Source organism: Amycolatopsis acidiphila (genome assembly GCF_021391495.1).
Classification (GTDB): domain Bacteria; phylum Actinomycetota; class Actinomycetes; order Mycobacteriales; family Pseudonocardiaceae; genus Amycolatopsis_E; species Amycolatopsis_E acidiphila.
In genome coordinates this window covers 4,543,326-4,564,136 of record NZ_CP090063.1, presented here as the reverse complement: position 1 = coordinate 4,564,136, position 20,811 = coordinate 4,543,326, and the positions used below count along the sequence as shown (strand labels likewise).

Here is a 20,811-nt window from a genome sequence, read left to right as displayed (position 1 = left end):
GAATCGGTCCCGCGGGGGAAGGCCGGGGCCTTGGGGACGCCGAGACTGGGTGTCATGCGTGAAGTCAGCTGGACGAAGATCGTTCCCGACACCCTCGGCCGTGCCTACTTCAACGTGGTGCTCGGCTTCGTACTGCTCGCCTTCCTGGTCTGGGCGCTCGTCGTCACGCGCGGCGCGCTCAACGGCGGGCGGGTGGCCGAGTACGTGGTGGCCGGGCTGGTGGTCCTCGCGTTCATCCCGCGCTCGATCGCGGGGCTCGTCACGCTGCGCCGGGAACGGCGTTGGTCCGGGTCCGCACCGCCCACCGCGTGGCGGGGACGGTGGCCGCGCCCGCGGCGAGGAACACGGCGGCCAGCACGAACCAGCCGGAGCGCCCCCAGGTGCCGATCAGCACGGTCATCACCGCCGGGCTGAGCATCTGCGCCGCCGCCTCTGCGGTCGCGGTGACCCCCTGGTAGCGCCCGGTCGCACCGGCCGGGGTGAGGTCGAGGGTCAGGGTCCAGCGGGCCGCGATGAACCACAGCTCGCCCGCCAGGTGGGCGCCCGCGGCGACCAGCACGAGCCCGGCGGCGAGCAGGCCGTGCCCGCCGGCGGTGGCGGCGAGGACCAGGCACGCGCCGGCGAGCGCGGCACCCGACCACAGCGCCCGTGCGGCGGCACGCCGGACCGTGGTGCAGCCCCGGCTCGCCGGCACCTGCAACAACGCGACACCGAGCGAGTTGACGATCACGACGGCGCCCGCCAGCGCCGTCGGCAGGCCGGTGTTCCGCAGCAGCCACAGCGGGAGCGCGGTCGAGACCAGGCCCCAGCACAGCGACAGCAGGCCGGTCGTCGTCGCGACGGCGAGGAACGCCGGATCCCTGGCCAGGGCCGGGGTGCGCACCCGTGCCGCGGGCACCACGGGCATGCGGGCGAGCAGTGCGGCGTGGAACAGCGACGTGGCCGCGTTGAGCACGATCACGACGTGGAACGCGGCGGCCGTGTGCAGGCTCAGGCACAGCGCCCCGCCCGCGGCGCCGACCGTGTAGCCGACATGGCTCGCGACGCGCTGGCGCGCCAGGTGCCCGACCCGGTTGCCCGCGTCCGCGAGCCCGGCCACGTAGGCGGTCCTGACGCCGGCGGCAGCCCGGTCGGCGACCGTGTTGACCACCGCGACGGGCAGGAACACCGCGAAGCGGGAAGTGCACAGGAAGGCGGCCATCGACACGCCCTCGACCGCGATCAGGACGGCCAGCAGCGTGCGGGGGCCGAGCCGGTCGGCCAGCGCGCCGACCGGGGTGGCGGCGAGCAGGGCCACGGCCCCGGCGAGCAGCAGGCCGAGGCCGACCGACGCGGCGGGCAGCCCCGCCGCGGTCGTGAAGTACACGGCCCAGGTGGTGTACCAGGCTCCTTCGCCCGCGGTCGTCACGAGCACCCCCAGCGCCAGCACGCGAAACGGGCCCAGGGGCGGGACCTGTTCGCGCCAGTACCTGCGCACGGCAGCCATCTACAGACATCTATCACGTATCAGTGAAATATGAAAGCTCTGTTATGATCGGTCCGTGTCTCCCGGATGGACCAGCGCGGAGCAGCCCGTCGTCGCGACGGTGACCGGACTCGCCCGTGAGCTGGCGGACCCGATCCGGCTGACCGTGCTGCAGCTGCTCGCGCACGAGGGCCCGCACGGGATGACCCAGCTCGCCGACATCCTCGGCGTCAGCCCGGCCCGGCTCGGCAACCACCTCGCGAAGCTGCGCACCGCGGGGCTGGTCGTCGGCGAGCAGTCCGGGCGGCACGTCACCTACCGGCTCAAGGACCCGGCTGTCACGGCCGTACTCGACGTCCTGGCCGACTACGCGGGCGGGGCGCTGCCGTTGCCGAGCGCGACCGCGGCCCCGGAACGGCTCTGCTACGACCACGCGGCAGGCCGCCTCGGCGTCGCGCTGCTGGACCAGTTGCTCGCCGACCGCGCGCTACGGCGGCCTGCTGGCGGCGGCGACGCGCTCGAGCTCGGCCCGGCGGCCGGGAAAGTGCTGCCCCGCTTCGGGATCGACGTCGGCGCCCTGGCCGCGACCCGGCGCAAGGTGGCCACGAGCTGCGTGGACCGCACCCTGCGCCGCCCGCATCTGGGCGGCGCTCTCGGCCACGAGATCCTGACCTGGTTCCGCGCCGAGGACCTCGTCGCCGTCGCCGTCGACGACGACGGCCGGACCCTGACCCTCCGTCCCGGCGGCACCGCGCGGCTCGCCGAGCTGATCCCGCGACTGGGCGAGGTCAGGAGCTGACGGGCCGCGGGAGCTCACGGGTCCGGCGCAGCGGCGTCGCGAGCAGAGTGGCGCCGACGGGGTCGGCCGCACAGCTCACCACGGTGGCCGTCGCGATCACGCGGCCCCGGGATCGCGGTCGGGGGGTAGCTCTGCTGGAACGCGCCGATGACGACGTTCGCGGCGACCACCCCCGCCGCCGGGATCGCGTGGAGGTCACCGACGAGGAAGAGGACCTGCAGCGCCTGGAACCCGGTCAGCCCCAGGTTGGTCAGGCACCCGAAGGCCGCCGGCGCCCGCGGGTGGGGATCGGCCGGCGTCCACCGCAGTCCGATGGCGATCTCCTCGCGCAGCGAGCGGGCCGTGGCGCCGCGTGGTTCGGGCGCCCGGATCCGCAGCAGGCACACCAGGGCGACCGCGAACGTCGCCGCGTCCGCGAGCAGGCCGGACACCGCGCCGAGCGCCTGGGCCGGCACGCCGCCCAGCCCCCGCCCCGCGATCTGCGCCGCGGACTCGCTGCCGCGCAGGAGCGCGTTCCCGGCGCCGAGCCGCGGTGTCGGGCAGGTAGGCGCGGTAGGCGGTGGTGAAGAGCACGTTTGCGCCGCCCGCGAGCAGGGCGACCGCGAGCAGCTGTGCCATGGTGAGCACGCCGAGCCACGCCGCGACCGGCACGGAGGCGATCAGCACGGCTGCTGTGAGATCGCAGGCCACCATGAGCGGCCGCCGGGCGACGCGGTCGGCCCACGCACCCGCCGGAAGGCCGAGCAGCAGCCACGGGAACACGCCGCGGCCGCGAGCAGCCCGGCCGTGAAGGCGTTGGCGTGCAACACGACCACGGCGACGAGGGGCAGCGCGACGGCAGAGATGTTGCTGCCGAAGCGGCTGGTGGTCCGGCCCAGCCACAGCAACCGGAAGTTCCGTTGTCGCAGCAACCCGTCCATGGGCCGGGCCTGCCAGGCGGGCCACCGGAAGAGGCCGCGTTTCGCGCGGAGCGGACTGTCTACTGTGGATCGGTGGGCCCGTTCCCCGAAGTGGCTCGCGAACCCGGTGGTGCCCCGCCTGCCCGAGCTCCGCGACGAGCCGGAGCCGGACACGCCGACGGGCTCGCCCCGCCCGGTGCGGGCGCGCATGCCATGATCGGGCCCATGGCCAGCCTGCGCGACGTTCGAGAGCCGGAGCTCAATTCCGGGATCATGCCCGGCAACGTGCGCGCCGACGACTGGGTCATGCTCGCGCTCGCGGTCGTCTCCGTGGGCCTGCTCGGCTTCATGATCCTCAGCCCGCCCTCCCGCGGGGCCGGGCTCGCGATCTTCTACACCGACTGCGCGATCTGCCTGGTGTTCCTCGGGGAATTCCTGTGGCGCTGGCGCAAACGCCGCTGGGCCAAGCATTTCCTGATGCGCAACTGGTACGAGCTGTTCGCGATGCTCCCCGTCGCGCACCCGGCGCTGCTGGGGCACCGGTTCGTCGTGGTGGTGCTGCTGCTGGTGCGCATCGGCCGGGCCGCCGACCGGGCGGTGGGGGAGCAGTTCACCTACCGGCTGGTGGACAAGCTGTCCGAGCCGATCGTGCGCGCGGTCAAGAAGCCGGTGACGATCGCCGTGCTCGACGAGGTCGTCAAGGTGCTGGAGACGGGCAGCTACCCGGAGAACCTCGCCCGTTCCCTCGACGCCCACCGCGCCGAGCTGCGGGCGATCATCACCGAGAAGGTGTCGCAGGACCCGCAGCTCGGGCGCCTGCGGCGGATGCCCTTCCACGACGAGCTGGTGCGCGGGGTCGTCGACACGTCGTTCCGGGTGCTGCTGGAGGTGCTGCTCGACCCGCGGATCGACGAGTTCTTCTCCACCGTCGTACGGGAGAACCGGGAGCAGATCCGCCGGGCGGTGGAGCTCGGGCTCAACGACCCCCGGCCATGAGCACCGCCCAGACCGTCTTCCCGCCGCCGGCGCGCGGGCGGCTGCCCCAGGCGTGCGCCAGCGCGTCCACGAGCGCCAGCCCCCGGCCGCGGAACCCGCCTGCCTCCTGGCGCACGGGCGGGTCGCTGCTGCCGTCCTCGACCTCCACCAGCAGCCGCCCGGTGTCCTTGTCGTAGCCGAGCCGCACCCGCCGGGCGCCCCCGGCGTGCTCGTAGGCGTTGCTGACCAGTTCGGTCGCCACGAGCTGCACGTCGGAGACGAAGTCCGGCCCGGCGGGCGGCAGGGTCCGGGCCGCCCATTGCCGGACCTCCACCAGCGGTGGCACGTGGTCCGGTGCGAGGTCGAGCAGGAGCGCAGGGGCGTCCTCGCCGGAGTTGTTGCCGCTCATCGTTCCCATCACGCGCCGGAGGCCTGGTCGGTCAAGCCGCGCCCGGCTACCCCGTGCACCGCCGCGGCAAACCTGGCGGGACGGTGACGGGTTACGGCAACGGGTTACGGCGACGGGTCACGGCAACGGCCAGGTCATCGTGACCGTCGTGCCGTGTTCGCGCGTGTCGACCGACGTCCGGCCCGCCAACGCGTGGATGAGCGCCAGGCCGCGCCCGCGCAGCGCGCCGGCGACCGGCGGCGGGGGGCGCCACTGGCCGTGATCGGTCACGACGACGGTCGCCGCGCCCGCCTCCTCGCACGCGGTCACCTCCAGGAACCCCGTTGTTCGCGCGGGATACGCGTGCGTGACGGCATTGGCCATCGCTTCGTAGCCCGCGAGCGCGAGCGCCTCACGGACCGGGTCGGGGAGGGCACGGGCGCGGGCCCAGTCGTCGAGCTCGTGGCGCAGCCAGGTCGCGTGCCGTGGCAGTGCTGGCCCCCGGCGGCGGAACGCCGGGTCCGCCGGCCGCGCCGGGTCGTGACGCGGGTTCATCGCGCACCCCTCTCGGTGCGGGCCCGTCCTCGGGCCGTCGTCCGGAAAGTACCCAGCGCCGCGCGACACATGCGCGCCCGCTCAGCCTGCCAGCGCCGCCGCGCGGGTCGGGTGGATGGCCAGCAGCTGGTCCAGGCCGACCAGCTGCATCGGCCGCGCGGTGGCCGACCCGCTGGCGACGATCCGCACCGAGGTGTCCCCGCCGTCCTGGCCCGCGGCGACGAGGGAGGACATGCCGGCCGAACCCAGGAACGTAACCTCGGTCAGGTCGATCACCAGCACGGGCGGCCGGTCCCGCAGCGCCTGGCTCGTGTGCGCGTCCAGCTCGGGCGCGGTGGTCATGTCGACCTCGCCGCTGACGGCCAGCACGACGGCGTCACCGGCGCGTTCGGTACGGACCGTCATCCTCGGCACCCCGGCGAAGTCCGGGTCTGGGGCCTGCATGCGTACATCCTGCTACACCCCGGCGGCCACCGTGCCGCAGCCCTGGCTTCGCTGCCGCCCCCGCTCCGGTGCCGGGAAGTTCCGGCCGCCGCGGCTCAACCGGCTCACGCACGCCGCGTACCCGCTGGCGGCGGCCCGGCGAGCACCGCCCCGGCACCGGCGAGCGATCCGCCGGACCGGCGGGACGCCTGCTACTCGGCGAGGTCGTGCCGGCGATGACGCGTGACTCCTCGGGCGAGCGGGTGTTCTACTTCGTCGCGATCCGGACACCGGATCTTCCGGGTGTCCACTTCGGACTGATGGCAGGCCACCGCACCGCTGCCGGCCGGCTCGAAGGCCAGCTGATGAGCAACGTCCACCACGGTTCCGACCTCGCGCCGGGCTTCCGGATCCTCGACGGCGGGGACCCCGGGCTGCCGCCGACCGTGCCGGTGTTCGGCTACTACGTGGGCCCCGCGGCGCGGATCACCAGCACCGTCGGCGGCCGGACCGTGCAGGCGCACCAGGTGGCGTGGAGCGAGAACCCGGACGTGGTGCTGTTCTGGTTCGGTCTCGACGACGTCCGCGCCCCGGTCGGCTGACCTCGCGGGCGTCGTTCACCCACCGAGCACGCCACGCGCAGTAGCATCAACCCTCGGGCGCGGTCGGCGCCGGTCGTCGAGGGGGAGAGACATGAGCTATCCAGGCCAGCAGCCCGGCGGATACGGCGAAGGCCAGCCCGGCTACGGGCCGCCGCAGCAGCCGGGGTACGGCGCGCCGGTGCCGGGCCAGCCAGGGTACGGCGCGCCACAGCAGCCCGGCTACCCGCCCCAGTACGGCTATCCCGGCCAGTACGGCTATCCCGCGCCGCAGTACGGGTACGGCCCGCAGGGCCCCGGCCAGTTCGGCACGGCGGCGAGCAACAACATCCCGGCCGCCATCGTGCTCGTCCTCGGCGGCCTGGCCGGCGTGCTGCAGTTCTTCCTGCCGTGGTTCAGCGTGCGCGGGCAGGGCCTGGCGGGCATCGACGTCGCCGACGCCGCCGGGCAGGCGAGCGACTTCGGCAGCTCCAGCGGCACGATCATCCAGATCGGCGTGTACCTCGTGCTCATCGGCGGCGGCCTGGCCCTGCTCGCCGGCGCGGTCCTGTTCATCCCGATGCGCAACAAGCGGATCGTCGGTGCGCTGGCGCTGGTGGTGTCCCTGGTGATGATCGTGGGCATGATCTTCTGGCTCACCTCGGGCGAGCCCAACCCCGACAGCACCGCGCCGGGCTACTACTTGTTCCTCGGGGCGGGCGCGGTCGGCGTGATCGGCTCGATCGTGGCGCTGATCAAGCGCTAGTTCACCCCATGGTGGTGCGCGACCAGGGCCTTCAGCGGGTAGCCGGGAAAGGAGCGTTCTCGGCGATCTGAAGGGGAGTCGGTCGTGGACACGAACAGCTATGTTTCCTTCCTGGTGATCGGGATCCTGCTGGCCGCGATCGACGGCCAGATCATCTACCGCAGCGGTGCGCGCTACCTCCAGGGCGACCGCGGGCGACCGGAGGCGGCATCGGCGATGACGATGCTCGTCACGGCCCTGTTCTACGTCGTGGTCCTCGGGGCGCTCGCGCTCATCTCGACCGTGCACTTCCCCGGCGGCGGCTCGTTCCCCGCCGTGATGGGCCGGGTCGGGGTGTACCTGCTGATCCTGGCGCTCGCCCACGCGATCACGATCGCCGTGCTCGCGCAGCGGCGCGAAGAGCAGGTCGTCGAGGACTGGAACGCGCGCGCCGCCGTCGCCGAGCCGCAGCGGGGCGCCGACGAGATGGAGCAGCAGCTGCAGGAGCCGACGACCTCGCCCGTGCCGGGGCAGGAGGGCCGGCACCCCCGCGTCAGCCCGAACCTGGAACAGGGAGGCCCGTACCGCACCGGCGGCGACGCCCTCTGACGGCAGGAGGGCCGGCCCGGAACTTCCGGGCCGGCCCTCCTGCCGTGCATCAACCGCCGTCGCTGTCGATGACGACGGGGAAGCCGTTGAACCAGCCGCCCGTGCAGACGAGGTCTGGACCTTCCCCGACGAGCGACAGCGTCCCGCCACCACCCACGCACATGTCCGGCGGCACGCTGACCTGTTGCGCCGACGCCGTTCCCGCCATTCCGAGCACGGCCCCGGCGGTCAGGGCGAGCGCACCTGCCAGTGTTCCGATTCGTCGCATCGTCACCACTCCTCATCCTGCGCCGTTTTTTGCTTGCGAACGCGGATGGAGTACCCGCCACCAGGGCAGCGACGAACTTTTCGCGCGTGCGACCACCGCCTCGGGTGACCCCCACGGGAACACCAGCACTACCTGGGTGCCCAGCCGAGCGCGGGCCCGAGCTTCGTGGCGAGATCGGTGAGGATCTGCACGTAGTCCTCGTGCTCGAAGGTGAACGGCAGCGCGAACGCGACCTCGTCGATCTCGCGGAACGCGGGGTGGGAGTAAAGCTGTCCGGCGAGCTGCGCGGAGGTGCCGACCAGGTCCCGCGCGAACATCATCCGCGCCGGGCCCTGCGGGACCGCGGTCCGCGGCGTGCGCTCCGCCACGTACCGCTCGTACTTCTCGCGCTGCGCGGACGTCGCGGAGTCGGTGGGGATGACGACGAGCCCCTGCGAGACGCGTGCGGTGTCCCCGTCGGGATGGTGTGCCCGGAAGGCCCGGATGTGGGACAGCTGGACCTCGGCGAAGCCCTCGGACTCCTCGGCCTTGACCACACTGCTGGTGAGGAAGTTCATCGCGTGCCGCCCGGCCCACTCGGCCGAGCGCAGGCTCGCGCCGCCGTACCACAGCCGCCGGCCGAGACCCGGCGAATGCGGCTGGACGCGCTGGGAGAACACCTCGAACCCTTCGGTGCCACCGAAATCGCTGACGGGTTCGCCACGCACGCAGTCGAGCAGGCGCCGGACGCGCTCGTAGCTGAAGTCCTCGGCGTCGGCGGAGTCCGGGTACAGCGCGCGTTTGATCTGGTCGTAGTGCCTCGGCGGCCCGACGCTGATCCCCGGGTTGAGCCTGCCGCCGGAGAGGATGTCGACCGTGGCGAGGTCTTCGGCCAGGCGCAGCGGGTTCTCCCAGCCGAGGGGGATCACCGCGGTGCCGAGCTCGATGCGGCTGGTCCGCTGCGACGCGGCGGCCAGCACCGCGACGGGTGAGGAGATCCCGTACTGCAGGTGGCGGTGGCGGACCCACGCACTGTCGAAGCCGAGCTCCTCGCCGAGCCGGATGATCTCCAGCGTGGACTCGTGGCCCGGACGCGGATCGGCGTCGTCGAACAGCCCGATGGTCAGAAAGCCCAGCTTCCGCAACGGTTCCGAGGGCAACGGCATGGCGGTCCTCCCACGTTCACGACCCGGTCCCGCCGATTCTGTCAGCGGCCGCGCCCGTCCTGCGGCGCACCAGGTCCTTGGTCGACTCCGGCAGCGCGTCGGCGGCCGGCAGGCGGGGCAGCAGCTCGGGCTCGCCGGTGAGCGCGCGGAAGGCCAGGGCCACGGTCACGTCGTGCGCCGGCCGGTGGACGATCTCGATCCGGTCCCCGGCCCGGATCTCGCCGGGCTCGAGCACGCGCAGGTAGGCGCCGGGCCGCGCCGACCGGACGAACTCCGCGATCCAGCCGGCGCGCCCGAGCCAGCCCTGGAAGGTGGCGCAGGGGGTGCGCGGGGCGGACACCTCGAGCACGACGTCGGGCCCGACCCGCCAGCGCTCGCCGATCAGCGCGCCGTTGACGTCGAGGTCTTTCGTCGTGAGGTTCTCGCCGAAGCCGCCGTTCGCGAGGTGGGTGCCCAGGGTGGCTTGCCAGTCGTCGAGATCCTCGCGGGCGTAGGCGTACACGGCCTGGTCCGGGCCGCCGTGGTGCTTGACGTCGTGCGCGCGGTCGCCCGCCAGGCCGACCTCGCCGGTGCCGGTGGCGGTGGGCACGTGCACGGCGACGGGCCCCGTCACGGGCCGCTTGTCGATCCCCGTCGCGGCGAGCCGCTTCCACGGGTTGGGGCGCGGCTTGCCAATGTTGACGGACAGCAGCTCCATGCCGCCACGGTACGCGTTTCGCGGCGTCCGGCAGCCGCGTTCATCGCGTCCACCGTGGACAGGATCAGCCCCGGATCTCGTTGAGGTAGTTGTAGATGGTGTAGCGGGTGACCTTCAGCTCGCCGGCGAGGAAGTCCACGGCGTCCTTGATCAGGAAGAACCCCGCCTCGTCGAGCTCGCGCACGACGGCGGCCTTGTGCGGCTTCTTCATCAGCTCCACCGGGATCCCGGTGCTGCGCACCGCCCGCTCGACGAGGAACCGCTGCAGGCTGTCGACGTCGGGCGGGAAGGTCTCCTGCCGGGTCGCGCTCGCCGCGGCGCTGGCCGGCAGCTCGCTGTTCACGCACAGGCAGCCGATCGCGACGCCCTCGTTGTCCCGCAGGAAGATCGTCGATGACTTGATCGGCGTCCCGTCGGGGCCGTGGGTCTCGTAGTTCGTCAGATCGTGCGTCGTGCCGCGGCGGACCAGGCCCAGCAACAGGTCCGTCATCGGGCCCCCGGGCGTGCGGCCGGTGACCGTGCCCGCGATGGCGACGATCGAGTTCGGCAGCCTGCCCAGGTCGTGCAGCACGACCTCGTTGCCAGGGCCCAGCATCGCGGCGAGGCCCTCCACCGCCGGGATCAGCGCGGTGAGCACCGAATCGCCGCCGGTGGCCGTGCCGAACACGATGTCCGTGCTCGTCCGCGCGCCGCGGGCCAGCGCCGAACGCAGCTGCTCGGCCGCGGCGGGCGGGGTGGAGGCGTGCGGGGACAGGCGCACGTGCTCGACCCGCACCGTCGCCGCCACGCCCTCGGACGCCAGCACCGCGCCGACCTGTTCCGCGGGCCGGCCGGGTAGGGTGAACGCGAGTATCCCGGCCCGCCGTCCGGTCGAGGACACGATCTCGGCGCCGAGCGAGAGCAGCGTCTCCTCCAGCTCGCCGACCCGTTCCGCGATCCGGGCCTCGATCGCCGCGACGCCGGTCTCCTCCACCAGCTCCAGCGCGGCCGCGAAGGCACCCGAGGTCACCGGGCTCAGGTTGCTGATCGACCAGCTGGCCGCGGTGTCCGTCGGCGGATGGATCTCGTCGTCGAACAAGCCCGCGTCGTGCGCGCCGGTCCAGCCCGACAACACCGGCCTCAGTCGCTCGAGCGCCCGGTCCGACAGCACGGCGAAACCCGTGCCCCAGCCCGCCCGCAGCCACTTCTGCCCGCCCACCACGAGGACGTCCGCGACCTCCCAGGGCGCGTCGAGCACGCCGAAGCCCTGGATGCCGTCGACGACGAGCAGCCGGTCGCCGACGACCTCCCGGATCGCGGCGAGGTCCGCGCGGTAGCCGGTGCGGAAGTCGACCACGCTCACCGAGACGGCGGTGGTGTCGCCGGTCAGCCCGGCCGCGACGGCGTCCGCGGTGACGTGGCAGCCGGGCGGGTCCATGCGCCGGACGCGCAGGCGCCCGGCCTCCTCCGCGCGCGCCCACGGGTAGGTGTTGGCCGGGAACTCCGCGCCCGACACCAGCACGTCACCAGCCGGCATCGCGAACGCGGCCTGGAACAGGCCCTGACTGGTGTTCGGCACGAGCACGACGTGGTCGGTGTCGCTGCGGCACAGCCGCGCCACCGCCGCCTTGGCGCGCACCTCCTGCCGCATCAGCTCGTCCACAGTGGACGGACCGGCCTTGGCGGACTGTTCGAGCAGCCGGGCGGTGGTGTCGAGGACGGCGTGCGAAGGCGGGCCGAACCGGGCGAAGTCCAGATATCCGGCCGGCTCGTCGAACTGCAGCAGGTACCGCGGCGAGATCCTGGCCATCAGAGGATGCGCGCCAGGAACTGGCGGGTGCGCTCGTGTGCCGGCGCGCTGAGCACCTCGCCCGGCGGCCCGGTCTCGACCACGGCCCCGTCGGCCATGAACACGATCTCGTCGGCCGCTTCGCGCGCGAAGCCCATTTCGTGCGTCACGACGACCATTGTCATCCCCTCCGCCGCGAGCGAGGTCATCACCTCCAGCACTTCGCCGACGAGCTCCGGGTCCAGCGCGGACGTCGGCTCGTCGAACAGCATCAGTTTCGGTTTCATCGCCAGCGAGCGCGCGATCGCGACGCGCTGTTGCTGGCCGCCGGACAGCTGCTCGGGGTAGTCACGCGCGCGGTGTGCGAGGCCGACCCGGTCGAGCAGCTCCAGCGCGGTCTTCTTCGCCGCGGCGGGGGACTGGCCCAGCACCCGGACCGGTCCCTCGACCACGTTCTCCAGCACGCTGCGGTGCGCGAAGAGGTTGAACCGCTGGAACACCATGCCGATGTCGCGCCGTTGCCGGGCCACCTCGCGCTCACGCAGCTCGTACAGCTTTCCCCTGTGCAGCCGGAAGCCGATCGGCTCGCCGTCGACCCACACCTGCCCGCCGTCGATCGTCTCGAGGTGGTTGACGCAACGCAGGAACGTGCTCTTCCCCGCGCCGGAGGGGCCGAGCAGGCAGACGACCTGTCCTTTCCGGACGGACAGGTCGATCCCGCGCAGCACCTCGACGCCGCCGAAGTGCTTGCGCACGTTGACCGCACGCAGCAGTGGCTCGTTCATCAGGCCCTCCGCAACGGCATGGCGCGCAGCGCGCGGCCCACCCGCGACCACGGCCCGGGCGCGACGCCCGCCCGGTCGGCGGCGCCGAACGCGCGCTCGAGGTAGTGCTGGCCGATGCTCGCCACGGTGACCACGACCATGTACCAGATCGCGGCCGCGAGCAGGGTCTCCATCACCAGCAGGTTGTTCGAGGAGATGTTGTTGGCCGCGTGGATCAGCTCGGTCACCCCGATCACCGACGCCATCGAGGTGCCCTTGAGCATGTTGATGAAGTCGTTGCCGGTCGGTGGGATGATCACCCGCATCGCCTGGGGGAGCACCACGCGGCGCAACGTCGCGGCCGGGGTCATCCCGATCGACTTCGCCGCCTCGGTCTGCCCCCGGTCGACGCTGTTCAGCCCGGCGCGCACGATCTCCGCCATGTAAGCGCTTTCATTCAGCGCCAGGCCCAGGAGCGCGGCGACGAACGCGCTGACGAGGACGTTCGTCGGCTCGTGCACCAGGTAGCCGCCGAACGGCAGCGGGATCGAGATGAACTCGAACACCAGCGCCAGGTTGAACCACAGCAGGATCTGCAGCAGCACCGGCAGGCCGCGGAAGAGCCACACGTAGACCGCGGCCACCACGCGGGCGACCGGGTTGGCCGAGCGGCGCATGAGCGCGACCACGATGCCGATGACGATGGCGACGGCCTGCGAGATCACCGCCAGCAGCACGGTGTTGAGCAGGCCCACGGCCATCACGCGGTACCACAGGAAGGCCGGGACCGAGTTGTACTCGATCTTCGCCTGGGCGAGGAGCACCCCGAGCCCCGCGAGCGCGGCGAGGATGATCACCGCGCTGACCCAGCGGCCCCAGTGGCGCAGCCGGACGATCGGCAGCTCGATGCCGTGGCGGGAGCGGAGGTCAGCTTCCGGCATTGACGCTCACCTTGGTCAGCGCGCCCTGCTTGATGCCCCAGGCATCGAGGATCTTGGCGTACGTGCCGTCGTCCACCAGGGTGGTCAGCGCCTTGGCGATCGCGTCGCGCAGCTGCGGGTCGGTCTTGTTGACGCCGATGCCGTAGGGGCCGCCGTCGATCGGCCGGCCGGGCACGACCTCGAAGAACTGGCCGTTGCCCGCGTTCTGGGAGACGTAGGCGGCGGTGGGCAGGTCGTTGAGGATCGCGTTGACGCGGCCGGTGCGCAGCTGGGTCTGGTTCTGCGAGTCGCTGTCGGTGGCGGTGACGGTGATCGCGGGCTTGCCGGCCTGGGTGCACCTGGTGCTCTGCTCGGCGGCGAAGGCCTGGTGGCTGGTGCCCTGCACGACGGCGACGGTCTTGCCGCAGAGGGTGTCCGGGCCGGTGATGCCGTCGGGGTTGCCCTTGCGGATCATGATCGTGATGCCGGAGGTGAAGTAGTCGACGAAGTCGATCTGCTGCTCGCGGGCCTTGGTGTCGTTCATGCCGGCCATCGTCAGGTCGAGGCGGCCGGACTGGAGGCTGGTGATCAGCGAGCCGAAGGGCATGTCGCTGTAGCGGACGGTGAGGCCGAGCTTGGCGGCGATGGCCTTGGCGAGGTCCACCTCGAAGCCGACCGGCGTCTTGCCGTCCGCGGCGTAGAAGTTGTTGGGCGCGGACTGCAGGTTCGAGCCGATGTTGAGCGAGCCGGCCTGCGCGATCTGTGGCGGGACGGTCGCGGCCAGCTGGGCGTCCTTGGTCACGGCCTGCAGGATCGCGGCGTTGTCGGGAATCCCCGCCGACGTGCCGCCGCTGCCCGCGGTGCCGCCGGTGCCGCCGGTGCCGCCCGCTCCGTCGGGGCCGCCGCCGCAGGCGGTCACGGTCAGCAGGCAACCGGCAACCAGTGCGCCCCAGCGCACGAAACGTGACCTGGCCGACATCGCATTTCTCCTCGGTTCGTGGGCCGCGTCGCAGGCGGCGCGATGAGGAGGGACGGTACAACGGCCTGTTGAAGAGGTCAACTGACTGTTGAAGTTTGAGGGTGGGTGTTGTGGGTCTTTGAGGGCGCTTTGCGGCGTGTTTGGGCGCAGGGCGGGGTGGAGGGGTGACGTTCGCGTTGGCGCTTGCACTCGTGGAGTGCCCGGCCGCGCGGGGCGGGGCGCCCGTGGCGGGGGCCGGGTGGCAGCTTTTCCGGTGGGACGGGGCCCGGGTGCGCGCCGGGCGACGTTGGCGCGGGCGGGGAGGCTACGGCTGGGCACGCTACAGCCGCCTTTGTGGTCGGAGATCAGCCGCGGGATCGCGCTGAAAGCGCTTTCAGCGGAACATCGGTGACCTCCAGCTTCCCGCCGCCACCCGCGCACGTCGTCGCCGGTGAGGTAGGGGACCTACCGCCACCGCGGCGCGGCCTACACGTAGCGGTGCCGCCACCGGCGCCATGCGCCGCCTGCGCCACAGGCGTCGGAGCCGTCCGGTGGAGCCGAACCTGAAGGCGGCCCGAACCGAACCGCCGACAGGGCCGAAGCCGCCGGTGGGCCGACAGGACTGGCGGCGCCTGGTGCTCGAGCCGCCGACGGGGCCGGAGTCGAGCCGCCGACGGGGCCGGAGTCGCCGGTGGGCCGACAGGACTGGCGGCGCCTGGTGCCCGAGCCGCCGACAGGGCCGAACCCGAAGGCGGCCCGAACCCGAGCCGCCGACGGGGCCGGAGTCGCCGTCGGCGCCGTGGCGTCCGGGCCCCCGGTGCCGACCGCGGCAGGGAGGTGACCCTGCCATCGGCCACCCGCGCCGCCCGCGCCGCCGGCACTGCCGGCACGGCCGGCACCGCCCACACCGCCGGCACGGCCCGCGCCGCTGTCAACCCAGGATTTCCGGGCGGTGCCATTCCTCGCCGCGGACGTGGTGCGCCAGGAAGGCCAGCACGGTCGAATACCAGACCTTCGTGTGGTTCGGCGTGAGGACCCAGTGGTTCTCATCCGGGAAGTAGAGGAACTTGTGCGGGCTGGAACCGTCCGGGGCGGTCGAGCGGGACAGCAGGTCCCACCACAACCGCAGGCCTTCGCCGATCGGGACGCGGTAGTCCTTGTCGCCGTGGATGACCAGCATCGGGGTGGTGATGGCGTCCGCGAAGGCGTGCGGGGAGTTCCTCGCGATCGACTCCGGGCTCATCTCCCGGCCCCAGTAGAACGCGCCGTCGGTCGTCGGGCCCATCTGGTCCAGCGCCCACACCGACGCGTGCGTGACGATCGCCTTGAAGCGGTCCGTGTGGCCGGCCACCCAGTTGGCCATGTACCCGCCGTACGAACCACCCATCGCCGCCGTGCGGGTCTGGTCGATGTCGGGCCGCTCGACGGCCGCGTCCGTGATCGACATCAGGTCCGTGTACGGCGTGCCGCCCCACTCGCCCCAGCCGCGCTGGATGAACTCCAGCCCGTACCCGACCGAGATCGCCGGGTCGGGCAGCAGCACCGCGTAGCCCTGTGCGACCGCCAGCCACGGGTTCCACCGCCACTGCCACGCGTTCCACGAACCCAGCGGCCCGCCGTGGATCCACAGCAGCAACGGTGCCGGCTCCTCGGCGCTGGCCCCGTGCGGCAACGCCAGCCACGCGCGCACCCGCGCGCCGTCGGACGCCGTCGTGGTGACCTCCTCGACCCGCCCCGGCACCTCGACGGCCGGCACCGGGCCCGGCAGCGCCTCCGCTCCGGTGCCGTCCATCGCGACCCGGTACGGCGCGGGTGGACTGTCCACAAAGGAACGCAAGGCGTACACCCACTGCCCGTCGGGCGAGATCTGCACGTTGCCGTACGCGCCCGACTCGGTCAGCCTGGTGACTTCGCCGCTCGCGGCGTCGACCCGCCACAGCGGCGCGTGCCCCTGGTCGTCCGCGACGACCACCAGCGCGCTGCCGTCGGGTGTCCACTCCGGACCGTGCGGCCAGCGGTCCCACGACGCGGTCAGCGCGCGCAGCTCACCACCGCCGATCGGCAGCAGCGCCAGCCAGCTGTCGCCGATCTTCGACGCGGTCGGGCGCTCCTGCACGACGACCGCGACCTGGCTGCCGTCGGGGGAGATGCGCAGGCTCTCGTACTCGTGGTCCACGTCGTCGGCGAGCACCCGGCGCTCCCCGCTCGCGACGTCGATGGCCACCAGGGCGAACCGCTGCGAGCCCCCGGCCTCCGGCACCGCCCACGCGGCGACCACTGTGCTGCCGTCCGGCGTGATGTCCCAGACCGGGTCGAACTCGAGCGCGCGCCCCGCGTGCCCGGTGATGTCCCGCAGCTCGTCCTCCGGTGCGCCCGCGAGCAGCCGCGTGCGGGCCGGGCCGAGGTCGTGGTCCCAGTACCGGACCGGGTACTCCTCGTGCAGGATCGCCGAGACCGCAGTCTCCTTGCGCCTGGCCCGCAGCTCCCTGTCCTGCGCGGCATCCTTGGCCGAGGGCAGCATCGGCGAGCCGATCACCACGGTGCCGGCCTCGCGCGCGACGACCACGCCCTGCACGCCGCCGGGCGGCGCCGCGAGCAGCTCCGCGTCCCCGCCGTCCGCCGGCAGCCGCCACAGCGCCGGTTGGGGCGCCTCGTCCTCCTCGGCGTCGGGCACCGGGCGCGCCGAGACGAACAACAGGTCGCCGCCGGGGGTGAAGGCGGCGCCCGGTTCGCCCTGCTTGCTGCGGGTCAGCCGCCGGGCCGGGCGTGCGCCCGCCGGGTCGACCTCCCACAGTGCGGGCACGTACTTGGTCTTCTTGGCGTCGAGCGCCGACACGCCGACGACGAGCCGGCGCCCGTCGGGCGAGAGGGTCAGGCCCGCGGCCCGGGGCAGTGCGACGTAGCCGTCGAGGTCGGCGAACGGGTCATCGGTGGTCACCAGGCCTTCCTACCACCCGGGTACGACATCGGTGGGGAATTTTCGCCACGAGGGGATCCGCCGCGGCTACGTTCGGGTGATGAGCTCTTCGATCGTGCTCGGCGGCGGCCGGGTGATCGACCCGGAAAGCGGTTTCGACGCGGTGGCCGACGTCGAGGTCCGGGACGGGTCCGTGACGGGCGTTTCCACCGCCCCGCTGGAAAACGGGCGCCGGCTCGACGTCACCGGCCTCGTGGTGAGCCCCGGGTTCGTCGACCTGCACAGCCACGGCCAGGCTGTGCCCGAGCACCGGCTGCAGGCGCTGGACGGGGTGACGACGGCACTCGAGCTGGAAGCGGGCACCACGCCGGTCGCCACCGCGTACGCGCACGCCGCGGCCGAGGGGCGGCCGCTGAACTACGGGTACTCGACGTCGTGGGCGCTGGCCCGGATGATCGAGCTGGCCGGGGTCGACGGCGCGCCCGGCGCAGGGACCGTCCTGCGGCATCTGGGTGACCCGGCCTGGCAGGGCGAGGCCTCCGCCGCCCAGCGCGAACGGATTCTCGGCCGGCTGTACCGGGACCTGGCCGACGGTGCGCTCGGCATCGGCGTCCTCCTCGGGTACGCGCCGCTGGTCGACCCCGCCGAGTACCTCGCCGTGGCCCGCCTCGCCGCGCAGGCGGGCGCGCCGACCTTCACCCACGCCAGGGCGCTGGCCGAGGTCGACCCCGCGGTGCCCGTCGACGGCGCCGAGGAGATCGTGCGCGCGGCCGGGGAAACGGGCGCGCACATGCACTACTGCCACGTCAACAGCACGTCCGCGCGCCGGGTCGACCGGGTACTCGCGCTGGTCGGGCAGTGCCGGGCGGAGGGCTCCGTGGTCACCACCGAGGCCTACCCCTACGGCGCGGGGTCCACCGCGATCGGCGCCGGCTTCCTGCATCCGGAAGCCCTTGCCGCACAAGGGTTGCGGCCCGACGCCGTGGTCGCGGTGGCGACCGGGGAGCGGATGGCGGACGCTCGCAGGCTGCTCGAGGTGCGGGCCGCCGACCCGGGCGCACTGGCGATCCTGCACTTCCTCGACGAGAACGACGCGGCCGACCGGGCCTGCCTCGAGCGCGCACTGCTGTTCGAGGACACCGCGATCGCCAGCGACGCGATGCCGCTGACCTGGCCCGCCGGCCCGCCCGACCCTCTCGCCTGGCCGCTGCCGCCCGGGGCGCTGACCCATCCGCGCACGGCCGGCACGTTCGCCAAGGCCGTCCGCACGCTGTTCCGCGAACGCGGCGCGCTCACCCTGCCCGAGGTGATCGCGCGCTGCTCGCTGGTGCCCGCCCGCACGCTCGAAGAAGCGGTGCCTGCCATGCGGCGCAAGGGAAGGCTCGCCCGGGGGAGCGACGCGGACATCGTCGTGCTCGACCCGGCGCGGTTCGAAGACCGCTCGACCTACGACCACGGCAGCGTACCCTCGGCCGGGACGGTCCACGTGCTCGTCAACGGCGAGTTCGTGGTGCGCGACGGGCAGGTGGTGCCCGGTGCGCTGCCCGGGCGGCCGGTCCGCCGTTAGGGCAGCGGTGCTCCCGCGCCGAGGCCCTTCTCCGCCGCGGCGGCGCGGACGGCGTCGATCACCAGCTGCAGCGACGGCCGGGTCCCGCTGGACGTGCGGTGCGCGATCGACACCGTCCGCATCACCGGCTCGGTCAGCGCGACGATGTCCACCCCGGCCGGGAGCAGCGTAAGCCCCAGGTCCGACACGAGCGTGACACCGAGCCCGGCCCCCACCATCGCCAGCGCCGTCGCCTGCTCGCCGACCTCGTGGTCGATCTTCGGCTCGAACCCGTGGCGCTGGCACGCCAGCCGCACCGCGCGGCCGAAGTGCGACCGCGGGCCGGCGAGGATCCACGGGTACTCGCCCAGCTCGATCATCTTCACGCTGCCCGTCGGCACCGAGCCCTCCGGCACCGCGGCGTGCATCCGCTCGACCGCGATCACGACCTTCGTCAGCGCCGGATCCCACGGCATGGGGTAGTCGGAGTACTCGATGACGAACGAGAAGTCGAGCGCGCCGTCGCGGACCGCGCCCGCGGTGTCCTCCGGCGCGAGCTCCTTCGTGCGCACCTCGATGCCCGGATGCTCGGCCGCCAGCGCGGTCAGGGCGTAGGGCAGCAGGCCCGACGCCACGGACGCCCACACGCCCGCGGTGAGCCGGGCGGTGACGCCGTCCTGCGCCTCTTCCAGCGCGGTCGTGGCCCGCTCCACCGTGCGCAGGATCTCCTCGGCGTGGTCGGTGAGCAGCATGCCCAGCTCGGTCAGCTGGACGCGGCGGCCGAGGCGCTCGATGAGCTTGGCGCCCACGTCCCGCTCCAGCTGCGCGAGCTGCTGGGAGACGGCGGAGGCCGTGTAGTGCAGCGCGGCGGCGGCCGCGGTGACGGTGCCGCGGCGGCGCAGCTCCCGAAGCATCCGCAGCCGGTGCAACGAAAGCTCCATGCGTCCAGGTTAAGAGGCGGGGCGCGGTTGTGCAGCAAGCGTGAACACGACCATGCATGATCCGTAACTGGACGCGGAGGCGTGCGCGCCCGCACTCTGGACTTGTCGCACCCGGTGGGCACGACCCGGGATTCCCCTGCTCCAGCAGTGAGTGGTCCCGTCATGCCCGCCGCGCGGCAGGCGCAGATCCGGTGACAGGAGGGCGGGGTCGGATGACCACCATGCAGGACCCGTGGCAGAGCACGAGCGGTGAGCTCTCGATCGCGCGGCGGGAGGCCGAACCACTGCTGCGGCTGACCTGGACCGACCCGGTCACCGGGGCCCACGGCTACCTCGTGGTGCACACGCTGGTCTCGGGCCTGGCCACCGGTGGCACCCGGATGCGTGCCGGGTGCACGATGCGGGAGGTCGAGGACCTCGCCCGCGGCATGGCGGCCAAGACCGCGACGTTCGAGCTGCCCGTCGGCGGCGCGAAGGGCGGCATCGACTTCGACCCGAAGGACCCGCGGGCGGTGGGCGTGCTCGAGCGGTTCTGCGCCGCGATGCGGCCCTGGCTCGACGACCACTGGGTGACCGCCGAGGACCTCGGCGTCCCGCAGCACCTGATCGACGAGGTGTTCGCGCGGCTGGGCCTGCAGCAGTCCTACCACGCGGCGATCAGCCGGTCGGCCGACCCGGAGCGGACCCTGGCGCGGGTGCGGGCGGGGCTGACGGCGCCGGTGCCCGGCGGCCTGCTCGGGGACGTGATCGGCGGGTACGGCGTCGCACAGGCCTGCTTCGGGGCCGCGAGCGCGTGGGGCTGGGAACCGGCCGGGACGACGGTCGCCATCCAGGGCATCGGCACCATGGGCGGCGGCGCGGCGTGGTACCTGCACGAGGCGGGCATGCGGGTCGTCGCGGTCGCCGACGCCGCCGGCACGCTCTACCACCCGGGTGGTCTCGACGTCCCGGCGCTGCTGGAGCTGCGCGACGGCTTCGGCGAGATCGACCGCTCGCGGCTGCCGGCCGGGGTACGGCAGCTGCAGCGCGCCGCGGTCGTCGGCATCGAGGCGGACATCTTCGTGCCCGCTGCGATCTCTTACGCGCTCACCCCGGACAACAGCGTCGACGTCGTCGCGAAGGTCGTCGTGGAGGCGGCGAACGCGGCGACGACGCCCGAGGCCGAGGCGATGCTCGCGGCCCGCGGGATCCCGGTGATCCCGGACTTCGTGGCGAACGCCGGTGCCGCGGCGTGGGCGTGGTGGCTGCTGCTGGGGCAGGTGGGCGCTGACCCGCAGGACTCGTTCCACCGCCTGCGCACCGAGATGCGCGCGAAGGTTGCGCTGCTGCTCGGCCAGTGGATCACCGAGGGGATCGCCCCGCGCGAGACCGCGCACGACCTGGCGTCGGCGACGCGGAAGGACCAGGTCGTCGTCGTTCCCTGAGTTCAGCGTCTGCTGTACTGTTCGGTC

At 73.1% G+C, this 20,811-nt stretch carries 23 protein-coding genes; 7 read left to right on the top strand and 16 right to left on the bottom strand.

Annotated features, from left to right (window positions below):
• Positions 1-104: 104 nt before the first annotated feature.
• Together LWP59_RS22245 and LWP59_RS22240 are read right to left on the bottom strand one after the other, a co-directional pair.
• Positions 105-263, bottom strand: coding sequence for a hypothetical protein (locus tag LWP59_RS22245; RefSeq protein WP_191334770.1), 159 nt, complete (start codon positions 261-263; stop codon positions 105-107).
• Positions 260-1,486 (bottom strand): MFS transporter, encoded by a 1,227-nt coding sequence (locus tag LWP59_RS22240; RefSeq protein WP_144642155.1) that lies wholly within the window; start codon positions 1,484-1,486, stop codon positions 260-262. Before LWP59_RS22240 ends, LWP59_RS22245 begins: the two co-directional genes overlap by 4 nt.
• Before the next feature lie 55 nt (positions 1,487-1,541).
• Between LWP59_RS22240 and LWP59_RS22235 the strand changes: the two genes are divergently transcribed.
• Complete coding sequence (locus tag LWP59_RS22235; RefSeq protein WP_144642156.1) at positions 1,542-2,264, top strand: ArsR/SmtB family transcription factor; 723 nt, start codon at positions 1,542-1,544, stop codon at positions 2,262-2,264.
• A 195-nt stretch (positions 2,265-2,459) separates the two neighbouring features.
• Here the strand turns inward: LWP59_RS22235 and LWP59_RS41105 are convergent, their stop codons facing one another.
• Entirely contained in the window at positions 2,460-3,026 is a 567-nt protein-coding gene (locus tag LWP59_RS41105) for an MFS transporter (RefSeq protein WP_186383379.1), read from the bottom strand.
• Positions 2,924-3,373 (bottom strand): hypothetical protein, encoded by a 450-nt coding sequence (locus tag LWP59_RS22225; RefSeq protein ID WP_186383380.1) that lies wholly within the window; start codon positions 3,371-3,373, stop codon positions 2,924-2,926. Before LWP59_RS22225 ends, LWP59_RS41105 begins: the two co-directional genes overlap by 103 nt.
• A gap of 15 nt (positions 3,374-3,388) precedes the next feature.
• On the opposite strand from LWP59_RS22225, the gene LWP59_RS22220 reads away from it, so the two are divergent.
• Entirely contained in the window at positions 3,389-4,159 is a 771-nt protein-coding gene (locus tag LWP59_RS22220; protein WP_373299395.1) for an ion transporter, read from the top strand.
• Here the strand turns inward: LWP59_RS22220 and LWP59_RS22215 are convergent.
• From LWP59_RS22215 to LWP59_RS22205, 3 genes are all read right to left on the bottom strand, one after another.
• Complete coding sequence (locus LWP59_RS22215; RefSeq protein ID WP_144642157.1) at positions 4,140-4,547, bottom strand: ATP-binding protein; 408 nt, start codon at positions 4,545-4,547, stop codon at positions 4,140-4,142. The two genes, LWP59_RS22220 and LWP59_RS22215, sit on opposite strands and share 20 nt — an antisense overlap.
• 117 nt (positions 4,548-4,664) lie before the next feature.
• Positions 4,665-5,081 carry an ATP-binding protein gene (locus LWP59_RS22210; RefSeq protein ID WP_144642158.1) on the bottom strand — a complete coding sequence of 139 codons (417 nt, stop codon included), beginning with the start codon at positions 5,079-5,081 and terminating at the stop codon, positions 4,665-4,667.
• Between the two features lie 81 nt (positions 5,082-5,162).
• Positions 5,163-5,525: an STAS domain-containing protein gene (locus tag LWP59_RS22205; protein ID WP_144642159.1), complete on the bottom strand. Its 363-nt coding sequence runs from the start codon at positions 5,523-5,525 to the stop codon at positions 5,163-5,165.
• Between the two features lie 215 nt (positions 5,526-5,740).
• On the opposite strand from LWP59_RS22205, the gene LWP59_RS22200 reads away from it, so the two are divergent.
• The 3 genes from LWP59_RS22200 to LWP59_RS22190 all read left to right on the top strand — a co-directional run bounded on the left by LWP59_RS22200 (position 5,741) and on the right by LWP59_RS22190 (position 7,436).
• Positions 5,741-6,106 (top strand): hypothetical protein, encoded by a 366-nt coding sequence (locus tag LWP59_RS22200; RefSeq protein ID WP_144642160.1) that lies wholly within the window; start codon positions 5,741-5,743, stop codon positions 6,104-6,106.
• A 91-nt stretch (positions 6,107-6,197) separates the two neighbouring features.
• Positions 6,198-6,848 carry a hypothetical protein gene (locus LWP59_RS22195; protein ID WP_144642161.1) on the top strand — a complete coding sequence of 217 codons (651 nt, stop codon included), beginning with the start codon at positions 6,198-6,200 and terminating at the stop codon, positions 6,846-6,848.
• A gap of 84 nt (positions 6,849-6,932) precedes the next feature.
• A complete protein-coding gene (locus LWP59_RS22190; RefSeq protein WP_191334771.1) occupies positions 6,933-7,436 on the top strand; it encodes a hypothetical protein in 504 nt (167 codons plus the stop codon).
• 49 nt (positions 7,437-7,485) lie between these two features.
• On the opposite strand, the gene LWP59_RS22185 is transcribed toward LWP59_RS22190, so the two are convergent.
• The 8 genes from LWP59_RS22185 to LWP59_RS22150 all read right to left on the bottom strand — a co-directional run bounded on the left by LWP59_RS22185 (position 7,486) and on the right by LWP59_RS22150 (position 16,894).
• Positions 7,486-7,704 (bottom strand): hypothetical protein, encoded by a 219-nt coding sequence (locus LWP59_RS22185; RefSeq protein WP_144642163.1) that lies wholly within the window; start codon positions 7,702-7,704, stop codon positions 7,486-7,488.
• Between the two features lie 128 nt (positions 7,705-7,832).
• Positions 7,833-8,849 carry an LLM class flavin-dependent oxidoreductase gene (locus tag LWP59_RS22180; RefSeq protein WP_144642164.1) on the bottom strand — a complete coding sequence of 339 codons (1,017 nt, stop codon included), beginning with the start codon at positions 8,847-8,849 and terminating at the stop codon, positions 7,833-7,835.
• A gap of 16 nt (positions 8,850-8,865) precedes the next feature.
• Positions 8,866-9,546: an MOSC domain-containing protein gene (locus LWP59_RS22175; protein WP_144642165.1), complete on the bottom strand. Its 681-nt coding sequence runs from the start codon at positions 9,544-9,546 to the stop codon at positions 8,866-8,868.
• A gap of 64 nt (positions 9,547-9,610) precedes the next feature.
• A complete protein-coding gene (locus LWP59_RS22170) occupies positions 9,611-11,335 on the bottom strand; it encodes an aminotransferase class V-fold PLP-dependent enzyme (RefSeq protein ID WP_144642166.1) in 1,725 nt (574 codons plus the stop codon).
• Positions 11,335-12,099 carry an amino acid ABC transporter ATP-binding protein gene (locus LWP59_RS22165; protein WP_144642167.1) on the bottom strand — a complete coding sequence of 255 codons (765 nt, stop codon included), beginning with the start codon at positions 12,097-12,099 and terminating at the stop codon, positions 11,335-11,337. Before LWP59_RS22165 ends, LWP59_RS22170 begins: the two co-directional genes overlap by 1 nt.
• Positions 12,099-13,019, bottom strand: coding sequence for an amino acid ABC transporter permease (locus LWP59_RS22160; protein WP_144642168.1), 921 nt, complete (start codon positions 13,017-13,019; stop codon positions 12,099-12,101). Before LWP59_RS22160 ends, LWP59_RS22165 begins: the two co-directional genes overlap by 1 nt.
• Positions 13,006-13,977, bottom strand: a complete 972-nt coding sequence (locus LWP59_RS22155) for an ABC transporter substrate-binding protein (protein ID WP_144642169.1) — start codon at positions 13,975-13,977, stop codon at positions 13,006-13,008. Before LWP59_RS22155 ends, LWP59_RS22160 begins: the two co-directional genes overlap by 14 nt.
• A 910-nt stretch (positions 13,978-14,887) precedes the next feature.
• Positions 14,888-16,894 (bottom strand): alpha/beta hydrolase family protein, encoded by a 2,007-nt coding sequence (locus LWP59_RS22150; RefSeq protein WP_144645591.1) that lies wholly within the window; start codon positions 16,892-16,894, stop codon positions 14,888-14,890.
• Between the two features lie 79 nt (positions 16,895-16,973).
• On the opposite strand from LWP59_RS22150, the gene LWP59_RS22145 reads away from it, so the two are divergent.
• The gene (locus tag LWP59_RS22145) at positions 16,974-18,440 is read left to right on the top strand and encodes an amidohydrolase family protein (protein WP_144645589.1); all 1,467 of its coding nucleotides are present in this window, start codon (positions 16,974-16,976) and stop codon (positions 18,438-18,440) included.
• On the opposite strand, the gene LWP59_RS22140 is transcribed toward LWP59_RS22145, so the two are convergent.
• Positions 18,437-19,360 (bottom strand): LysR family transcriptional regulator, encoded by a 924-nt coding sequence (locus tag LWP59_RS22140; RefSeq protein WP_144645587.1) that lies wholly within the window; start codon positions 19,358-19,360, stop codon positions 18,437-18,439. The genes LWP59_RS22145 and LWP59_RS22140 overlap by 4 nt on opposite strands.
• A 221-nt stretch (positions 19,361-19,581) precedes the next feature.
• Here LWP59_RS22140 and LWP59_RS22135 point away from each other — a divergent pair, with 221 nt between their 5' ends.
• Positions 19,582-20,784 (top strand): Glu/Leu/Phe/Val dehydrogenase dimerization domain-containing protein, encoded by a 1,203-nt coding sequence (locus tag LWP59_RS22135; protein WP_229857252.1) that lies wholly within the window; start codon positions 19,582-19,584, stop codon positions 20,782-20,784.
• Positions 20,785-20,811 lie beyond the last annotated feature (27 nt).

Bases quoted from the DNA above. Each gene is read 5' to 3' on its own strand.
- LWP59_RS22170 (WP_144642166.1), bottom strand. From the start codon at position 11,335: ATGGCCAGGATCTCGCCGCGGTACCTGCTGCAGTTCGACGAGCCGGCC.
- LWP59_RS22140 (WP_144645587.1), bottom strand. From the start codon at position 19,360: ATGGAGCTTTCGTTGCACCGGCTGCGGATGCTTCGGGAGCTGCGCCGC.
- LWP59_RS22145 (WP_144645589.1), top strand. From the start codon at position 16,974: ATGAGCTCTTCGATCGTGCTCGGCGGCGGCCGGGTGATCGACCCGGAA.
- LWP59_RS22195 (WP_144642161.1), top strand. From the start codon at position 6,198: ATGAGCTATCCAGGCCAGCAGCCCGGCGGATACGGCGAAGGCCAGCCC.
- LWP59_RS22215 (WP_144642157.1), bottom strand. From the start codon at position 4,547: ATGAGCGGCAACAACTCCGGCGAGGACGCCCCTGCGCTCCTGCTCGAC.
- LWP59_RS22160 (WP_144642168.1), bottom strand. From the start codon at position 13,019: ATGCCGGAAGCTGACCTCCGCTCCCGCCACGGCATCGAGCTGCCGATC.
- LWP59_RS22205 (WP_144642159.1), bottom strand. From the start codon at position 5,525: ATGCAGGCCCCAGACCCGGACTTCGCCGGGGTGCCGAGGATGACGGTC.
- LWP59_RS22225 (WP_186383380.1), bottom strand. From the start codon at position 3,373: ATGCGCGCCCGCACCGGGCGGGGCGAGCCCGTCGGCGTGTCCGGCTCC.
- LWP59_RS22200 (WP_144642160.1), top strand. From the start codon at position 5,741: ATGACGCGTGACTCCTCGGGCGAGCGGGTGTTCTACTTCGTCGCGATC.
- LWP59_RS22155 (WP_144642169.1), bottom strand. From the start codon at position 13,977: ATGTCGGCCAGGTCACGTTTCGTGCGCTGGGGCGCACTGGTTGCCGGT.
- LWP59_RS22220 (WP_373299395.1), top strand. From the start codon at position 3,389: ATGGCCAGCCTGCGCGACGTTCGAGAGCCGGAGCTCAATTCCGGGATC.
- LWP59_RS22180 (WP_144642164.1), bottom strand. From the start codon at position 8,849: ATGCCGTTGCCCTCGGAACCGTTGCGGAAGCTGGGCTTTCTGACCATC.
- LWP59_RS22165 (WP_144642167.1), bottom strand. From the start codon at position 12,099: ATGAACGAGCCACTGCTGCGTGCGGTCAACGTGCGCAAGCACTTCGGC.
- LWP59_RS22185 (WP_144642163.1), bottom strand. From the start codon at position 7,704: ATGCGACGAATCGGAACACTGGCAGGTGCGCTCGCCCTGACCGCCGGG.
- LWP59_RS22175 (WP_144642165.1), bottom strand. From the start codon at position 9,546: ATGGAGCTGCTGTCCGTCAACATTGGCAAGCCGCGCCCCAACCCGTGG.
- LWP59_RS22135 (WP_229857252.1), top strand. From the start codon at position 19,582: ATGCAGGACCCGTGGCAGAGCACGAGCGGTGAGCTCTCGATCGCGCGG.
- LWP59_RS22210 (WP_144642158.1), bottom strand. From the start codon at position 5,081: ATGAACCCGCGTCACGACCCGGCGCGGCCGGCGGACCCGGCGTTCCGC.
- LWP59_RS22240 (WP_144642155.1), bottom strand. From the start codon at position 1,486: ATGGCTGCCGTGCGCAGGTACTGGCGCGAACAGGTCCCGCCCCTGGGC.